The sequence below is a fragment of the Kribbella caucasensis genome, assembly GCF_004361855.1.
Classification (GTDB): Bacteria; Actinomycetota; Actinomycetes; order Propionibacteriales; family Kribbellaceae; genus Kribbella; species Kribbella caucasensis.
This window is the reverse complement of the sequence record NZ_SNWQ01000033.1, coordinates 70522-76878: the sequence shown is the minus strand read 5'-3', so window position 1 is coordinate 76878 and position 6357 is coordinate 70522. Positions and strand designations below refer to the sequence as shown.

At 66.5% G+C, this 6357-nt stretch carries 6 protein-coding genes and 1 pseudogene; 2 read left to right on the top strand and 5 right to left on the bottom strand.

The window, feature by feature from the left end; all coding sequences use genetic code 11:
* Nucleotides 1–68: 68 nt before the first annotated feature.
* Nucleotides 69–209: a hypothetical protein gene (locus EV643_RS44490; protein ID WP_166665750.1), complete on the bottom strand. Its 141-nt coding sequence runs from the start codon at nt 207–209 to the stop codon at nt 69–71.
* 209 nt (nt 210–418) lie between these two features.
* Here EV643_RS44490 and EV643_RS39785 point away from each other — a divergent pair.
* Nucleotides 419–2066, top strand: a pseudogene (locus EV643_RS39785) (IS1634 family transposase).
* 128 nt (nt 2067–2194) lie between these two features.
* Here the strand turns inward: EV643_RS39785 and EV643_RS39780 are convergent.
* Genes EV643_RS39780 through EV643_RS39775 form a run of 3 tightly spaced genes read right to left on the bottom strand, consistent with a single transcriptional unit; the run spans nt 2195 to nt 3363 of the window.
* Entirely contained in the window at nt 2195–2422 is a 228-nt protein-coding gene (locus tag EV643_RS39780; protein ID WP_238166128.1) for a dihydrofolate reductase family protein, read from the bottom strand.
* A complete protein-coding gene (locus EV643_RS46220) occupies nt 2392–2529 on the bottom strand; it encodes a hypothetical protein (protein ID WP_238166127.1) in 138 nt (45 codons plus the stop codon). The genes EV643_RS39780 and EV643_RS46220 overlap by 31 nt, the downstream gene beginning before the upstream one ends.
* Before the next feature lie 9 nt (nt 2530–2538).
* Nucleotides 2539–3363, bottom strand: coding sequence for a glycosyltransferase family 2 protein (locus tag EV643_RS39775; protein ID WP_166665749.1), 825 nt, complete (start codon nt 3361–3363; stop codon nt 2539–2541).
* Between the two features lie 58 nt (nt 3364–3421).
* Here EV643_RS39775 and EV643_RS39770 point away from each other — a divergent pair, with 58 nt between their 5' ends.
* The gene (locus tag EV643_RS39770) at nt 3422–3976 is read left to right on the top strand and encodes a TIGR03086 family metal-binding protein (protein WP_133805409.1); all 555 of its coding nucleotides are present in this window, start codon (nt 3422–3424) and stop codon (nt 3974–3976) included.
* Between the two features lie 4 nt (nt 3977–3980).
* On the opposite strand, the gene EV643_RS39765 is transcribed toward EV643_RS39770, so the two are convergent.
* A complete protein-coding gene (locus EV643_RS39765) occupies nt 3981–6353 on the bottom strand; it encodes an ATP-binding cassette domain-containing protein (protein ID WP_133805408.1) in 2373 nt (790 codons plus the stop codon).
* Between the last annotated feature and the right edge of the window lie 4 nt (nt 6354–6357).

Here is a 6357-nt window from a genome sequence, read left to right as displayed (position 1 = left end):
GACCACCACAGACACCGACATCCCGGCGCTCAGCGCCTAACCAACCAGAGGATCACGCGACACAACCGCTACACCACACGGATGGACTTGACCTGCGCATCGGTCGCGGACATCTCGTCCTCACCGAACCCTGCCCCCATTTCCCGCACAACGAGAATGCCGTCCTCCGGCAGGTAATAGTCCTCCTGGTACTGCCCCACGACCGTCATGCGCGCACCCTATTGCAGTACCGGTGCTAAGGCGCGGGGTTGATCAGAAGTAGAGCTGACGTGCCGTCGAGTTCTTTGACCTCGATCCGATACACCTCCTGACTTGGGTCACTTGAGCAGGTTTTTGGGGACCAGATCGCGCTGACCTGCGGCGATGGGCGTGGTTAGTGTGCGGTCAAGGCACTAATTCGGGTCGGTAGGATCGCCGGATGGCCTGGGTTCGGCGGGTTCGTACGGCCTCGGGGGCCACGGCGGTTCAGATCGCGGAGTCGGTCGGTGGTCGGCGTCGGATCGTGCGGCACGTCGGCTCAGCCCGTGATGAGGTCGAGTTGGGCCTGCTCCTGGAAGAGGCTCACCGCCTGCTGGCTGATGATCGTCAGGGGATGCTGGATCTCGGGATCGCGCCGGCGCGCTCGAAGGCTGTGATGGTCCCGCCGCCGGCGGCGGCGGGACTGTTCGCGAGCGCTGCGAGTGGGCCGGCATCGCGGCAGGTGGTGCCGCGTTCGCGTGTGCTCAAGACCTCCTGCGGGCTGTTGTACGACGCTCTCGCTGGGGTGTACGCCAGCCTTGGCTTCGACATCGTGGGTGATGAGGTCGTCCGCGATCTGGTGATCGCGCGGATCGTGGAGCCGACCAGTCTGCTCGACATCGACCGCGTCCTGGGCGAGATGGGCCGGGTATCGGCGAGCCTGTCGACCCGCAAACGGACCCTGCGTCGCTGCCGCGCGGGCGCCTACCGCGACCAGATCGCGACCGCTTGCTTCAACCACGCCGTGGCCAACGGCGATGTGTCGTTGGTGCTCTACGACGTCACCACGCTCTACTTCGAGGCAGACAAGGAAGACGACCTCCGCAAGGTCGGCTACTCCAAAGAACGCCGAGTCGACCCGCAAGTGGTTGTTGGGCTGCTGGTCGACCGCCACGGGTTTCCGCTCGAGGTCGGCTGCTTCGAGGGCAACAAGGCAGAGACGCTCACGATCGTCCCGATCATCAAGGCCTTCCAGGAACGCCACGGCCTGGCCGACATGGTCGTCGTGGCCGACGCCGGGATGTTGTCAGCGGGCAACCTCAAGGAGCTCGACGAGGCGGGCCTGCGGTTCATCGTCGGCTCCCGGGTCACGAAGGCACCCAAAGGACCTGGAGTCCCACTTCCGTTGGCACGGTGACGCCTTCGTCGACGGGCAGGTGATCGACACCATCACCCCGAAGGACCAGCGCGGGATGACGAGCAACGCGAGTGACCCCAAGGTGAAGGCCGAGCCGGTCTGGGATCGGCAGCCCCATCCTCGATCATGGCGAGCGGTGTGGGCGCACTCCACGAAACGGGCGGTGCGCGACAACAAGACCCTGACCCTGCAGGAGAACAAGGCCCGTGCCGTCGTCGCGGGCGAGAAGACCGCGAGGACACCTCGGTTCGTCAAGACCCGCAACGGCGCCCAAGAGCTCGACGAGGCATCACTCGCGCGGGCACGCCGGCTGGTCGGATTGAAGGGCTACGTCACCAACATCGAAGCCAGCATCATGCCCGCGCCAGAGGTCATCGCCAGCTACCACGACTTGTGGCACGTCGAGCAGTCTTTCCGGATGTCCAAGACCGACCTACGCGCCCGGCCGATGTTCGCCCGCACCCGCGACGCGATCGAGGCGCACCTGACCATCGTGTTCACCGCGCTGGCGGTGTCCCGCACCGTGCAGAACCGGACCGGCCTATCGCTGCGACGGTTCCTGCGCACCCTCAAGCCACTTCGCTCAGCCACCGTCGAGATCAATGGCGTGATCACCACGATCCCGCCCGCCCTCAGTCCCGACCAAGAGGCGATCCTCGACGCACTGGATCGACCGATCCCAAGGCACTAACCCGATTGACCCAACTCAGGTCAGAAGTAGAGCTGACGTGCCGTCGAGTTCTTTGACCTCGATCCGATACACCTCGTTGGCCCAGTACGTCGTCTGGTCGAGCCCGTGGCACAGTCCGCCAACTGTGCTCAGTGGCGCACGCGGTAGCGGAGGTGGGTTGCTTCTGGGGTGTCGATGACTTGGACGATGCCCAGCTCGATGCGGGACGGGAGTACGTCGAACAGGCGGCGGCCGCCACCGAACAGTACTGGGATCTGGTGGATCTGCAGCTCGTCCAGTACCCCGGCTTCCAGCGCCCGCTGGGCTGTGTATCCGCCGTGCACCATCACGTCCCGGTCCCCGGCATGAGGCCCCATTCGTGCAGCCGGATGAAGCCGTCGCCGCCAGGGTTGTCCGGCCCGTCGTTCGGCGCCGCGATGTACCCGTCGAGCGACATCGACATGTAGAGCACTGAACTGGCCACATCGACCTCCTAGGTCCCTGGTGAATCCTCTGCGCGCCACCAGCCGGAGGGGAACTTCTGGCCGGCGGCGGCCTGGATGAAGGTGACATCAGTCTTCGGTAGTGGAGGTGCACTGGGGTTGCGGAGTGCGTGCAGACGTTGGAGCGCCATCAGCTTGCCGTCCCCACGACGGTACGGGCCGGCGTGCTGAGTCATCTGACCCTCGTGCTGGCGGTAGAGCCAAAGTACTGCGGGGTCGTTGTAGCCGGTGGAGTGCTCAGACAAAGCGACGAACATCGTCGCGTCCTCGTGACCAGGCCCAGTCCCCCAACCGCCGACGGAGCGAAGAGCCTGCGTCCGAACCATCAGCCCCGCAAGCTGGATCGGCCAAACGCCACCGTTGGCAGCAGCCCAGTCGTTCACGGCGCCCGGCGGTATGACGCCCGGCGGCAGGGCTGATTCGTACGCCTGACGACTCCCGTCGGGCAGCAGGTCGTCGGCCTGGCCCGCCGCCCACGTGACGCTGGGATCGTCGAAGTGCGCGATCAACCGCGCCAGCGCCCCAGGCAGCAGTACGTCGTCTTGGTCCAGTACTGCGGTCAGCTCGCCGGCCGCACGCGTCAGTGCGATGTTCCTGGTCAAGGCCGGACCGTACTGCCCACGATTGGCCTCGAAGCTGACCTCGGGGAATTCGTCGAAGTGGTGCTGGAGTTGCGGATCTGTACCGTCCTCCTGCACGAGCCACTCCAGCGTCCAGCCGAGCGGCAGAACCTGTCGCCTCAGGTGGTCGATGGTCTCGGCGAGGAAGTCGGCTCCGGACGGGTGGACCGCGGTGATCAGACTGAGGGTAGGCATGGCCCCCGGATTCTCGCCGAGGACGAGGTCACCACCACTGTGAGCTAACCTGCAGATCGTGGATTTGATCGCAGCCGCATCAGCGGAGTTCGAGCGCGTCGTACGGGCGCTGCCAACAGATTCCTGGGAATTACCGACTCCCTCGGACATCACCGTCCGCGAACTCGTGGAACATGTTGTCGTCGGCAACCGCTTCACCGCGCTCCTGCTCGCCGGGGTCAGCCGCGACGACGCCCGGGCCGCTCTCGCCGGCGACCAGTTGGGCGACGACCCGATCGCCGCGGTAAGAGAGTCGGCGGCGAGCCAGGCGCAGGCCTTCGCCGCCGCACCCGCTGAGCAGCCGGTCCCCTTTCCGACCGGGGACATCCCCGCGAGCGCCTTCCTGCGCTTCAGACTCGTCGACCTGGTCGTCCATGCCTGGGACCTGCTCCGTGCGGCCGGCCTCGACGAGACCCTCGAGCCTGCCGTTGCCAGCGGGTTGTGGGAGCTCGTCGAGCCGCACTTGGACTGGATGCTGGCGTTCGGCGCGTATGGCGACGGACCCAGCGGAACGGTGTCTCCTCAGGCGCCGCTCCAGACCCGCATGCTCGACGCGTTCGGTCGCCGCCCCTGAGGACTCAGGTGGTGATGTAGGCGGAAAGGTGTTCGCCGGTGAGGGTGGGGCGCTTGGCGACCAGGTCGGCGGGGGTGCCTTCGAAGACGATTCGGCCGCCGTCGTGACCGGCGCCCGGGCCGAGGTCGATGATCCAGTCGGCGTGCGCCATCACCGCCTGGTGGTGCTCGATGACGATGACCGACTTACCGGAGTCGACGATCCGGTCGAGCAGGCCTAGCAGCTGCTCGACGTCGGCGAGGTGGAGGCCGGTGGTCGGCTCGTCGAGGATGTAGACGTCACCCTTCTCAGCCATCTGGGTGGCCAGCTTCAGCCGCTGCCGCTCGCCACCGGACAGCGTGGTCAGCGGCTGCCCCAGCGAGAGGTAGCCAAGCCCGACATCGGCCAGCCGATCGAGGATCTTGTGGGCGGCCGGCGTACGCGCCTCGCCGTCGCCGAAGAACTCCTCCGCCTCGGTCACCGGCATCGCGAGCACCTCGGCGATGTTCCGGCCGCCGAACGTGTACTCCAGCACCGCCGTTTGGAACCGCTTGCCCTCGCACTCCTCGCAGACGGACTCGACGGTCGCCATCACACCCAGCTCGGTGTAGATGATGCCGGCACCGTTGCAGGTCGGGCAGGCGCCCTCGGAGTTCGAGCTGAACAGCGCCGGCTTCACGCCGTTGGCCTTCGCGAACGCCTTGCGGATCGGGTCCAGCAGCCCCGTGTACGTCGCCGGGTTGCTCCGGCGCGAACCGCGGATCGCGCCCTGATCGATCACCACGACACCGTCGCGGCCGGCGACCGAACCGTGGATCAGCGAACTCTTGCCGGAGCCGGCGACGCCGGTGAGAACGCAGAGCACCCCGAGCGGGATGTCGACGTCGACGTCCTGGAGGTTGTGCGTCGACGCGCCACGGACCTCCAGCGCGCCGGCGGACGAGCGCACCGAGTCCTTGAGCGAGGCCCGGTCGTCCAGATGGCGGCCCGTGATGGTGTCACTCTTCCGCAGCCCGTCCACGGTCCCTTCGAAGCAGACTGTGCCGCCCGCCGTACCGGCGCCGGGGCCCAGGTCGACGACGTGGTCGCCGATCACGATCGACTCCGGCTTGTGCTCCACGACGAGAACGGTGTTGCCCTTGTCGCGCAACTGCAGCAGCAGCTTGTTCATCCGCTCGATGTCATGGGGGTGCAGGCCGATCGTGGGCTCGTCGAAGACGTACGTGACGTCGGTGAGCGACGAGCCGAGGTGACGGATCATCTTGGTGCGCTGTGCTTCTCCACCGGACAGCGTGCCCGCCGGCCGATCGAGCGAGAGGTATCCCAACCCGATCTCCGCGAACGAGTCGAGGAGGTGCTGCAGCCCGGTGAGCAGCGGGGCCACCGACGGCTCGCCGAGGTCCCGAATCCAGTCGGCCAGGTCGCTGATCTGCATCGAGCAGAGGTCGGCGATGTTCTTGCCCTTGATCTTCGACGACCGGGCTTCCTTGCTGAGCCGGGTGCCCTCGCACTCGGGGCAGGTCTGGAACGTGATGGCCCGCTCCACGAACGCACGGATGTGCGGCTGCATCGCGTCGACGTCCTTGGAGAGCATCGACTTCTGGATCTTGGGGATCAAGCCCTCGTAGGTGAGGTTGATGCCCTCGACCTTGATCTTGGTCGGCTCCCGGTAGAGCAGGTCGTGCAGCTCCTTCTTGGTGAACTTCGCGATCGGCTTGTCCATGTTGAAGTAGCCGGAGCCGCTGAAGATGCGGCCGTACCAGCCGTCCATGCTGTAGCCGGGGACCGTGAGCGCACCCGCGTTGAGGGACAGGCTGTCGTCGTACAGCGCGGTCAGGTCGAAGTCGCTGACCGAGCCCATCCCCTCGCACCGCGGGCACATGCCGCCCTGGTAGACGACGTTGCGCACCACGGCCTTCTCGACCCGACCGCCGCTCTTCTCGGTGCTCATCACGCCGCTCGCCGTCCGCGTCGGCACGTTGAAGGAGAAGGCCTGGGCCGAGCCGATGTGCGGCTTACCCAGCCGGCTGAAGAGGATGCGCAGCATCGCGTTGGCGTCGGTGGCGGTGCCGACCGTCGATCGGGGGTTGGCGCCCATCCGCTCCTGGTCCACGATGATCGCCGTGGTCAGGCCGTCGAGCAGATCGACCTCGGGCCGCGCCAGGTTCGGCATGAAGCCCTGCACGAACGCGCTGTAGGTCTCGTTGATCATCCGCTGGGACTCCGCGGCGATCGTGTCGAACACCAGCGAGCTCTTGCCCGAGCCGGAAACGCCGGTGAACACCGTCAACCGGCGCTTCGGGATCTCGACGCTGACATCCTTGAGATTGTTCTCACGTGCCCCGTGCACGCGGATCATGTCGTGGCTGTCGGCATCGTGTCTCTTGGCGGTGCTCATCGTG

Bases quoted from the DNA above. Each gene is read 5' to 3' on its own strand.
- EV643_RS44490 (WP_166665750.1), bottom strand. From the start codon at position 209: ATGACGGTCGTGGGGCAGTACCAGGAGGACTATTACCTGCCGGAGGAC.
- EV643_RS39780 (WP_238166128.1), bottom strand. From the start codon at position 2,422: ATGGGGCCTCATGCCGGGGACCGGGACGTGATGGTGCACGGCGGATAC.
- EV643_RS39775 (WP_166665749.1), bottom strand. From the start codon at position 3,363: ATGCCTACCCTCAGTCTGATCACCGCGGTCCACCCGTCCGGAGCCGAC.
- EV643_RS39765 (WP_133805408.1), bottom strand. From the start codon at position 6,353: ATGAGCACCGCCAAGAGACACGATGCCGACAGCCACGACATGATCCGC.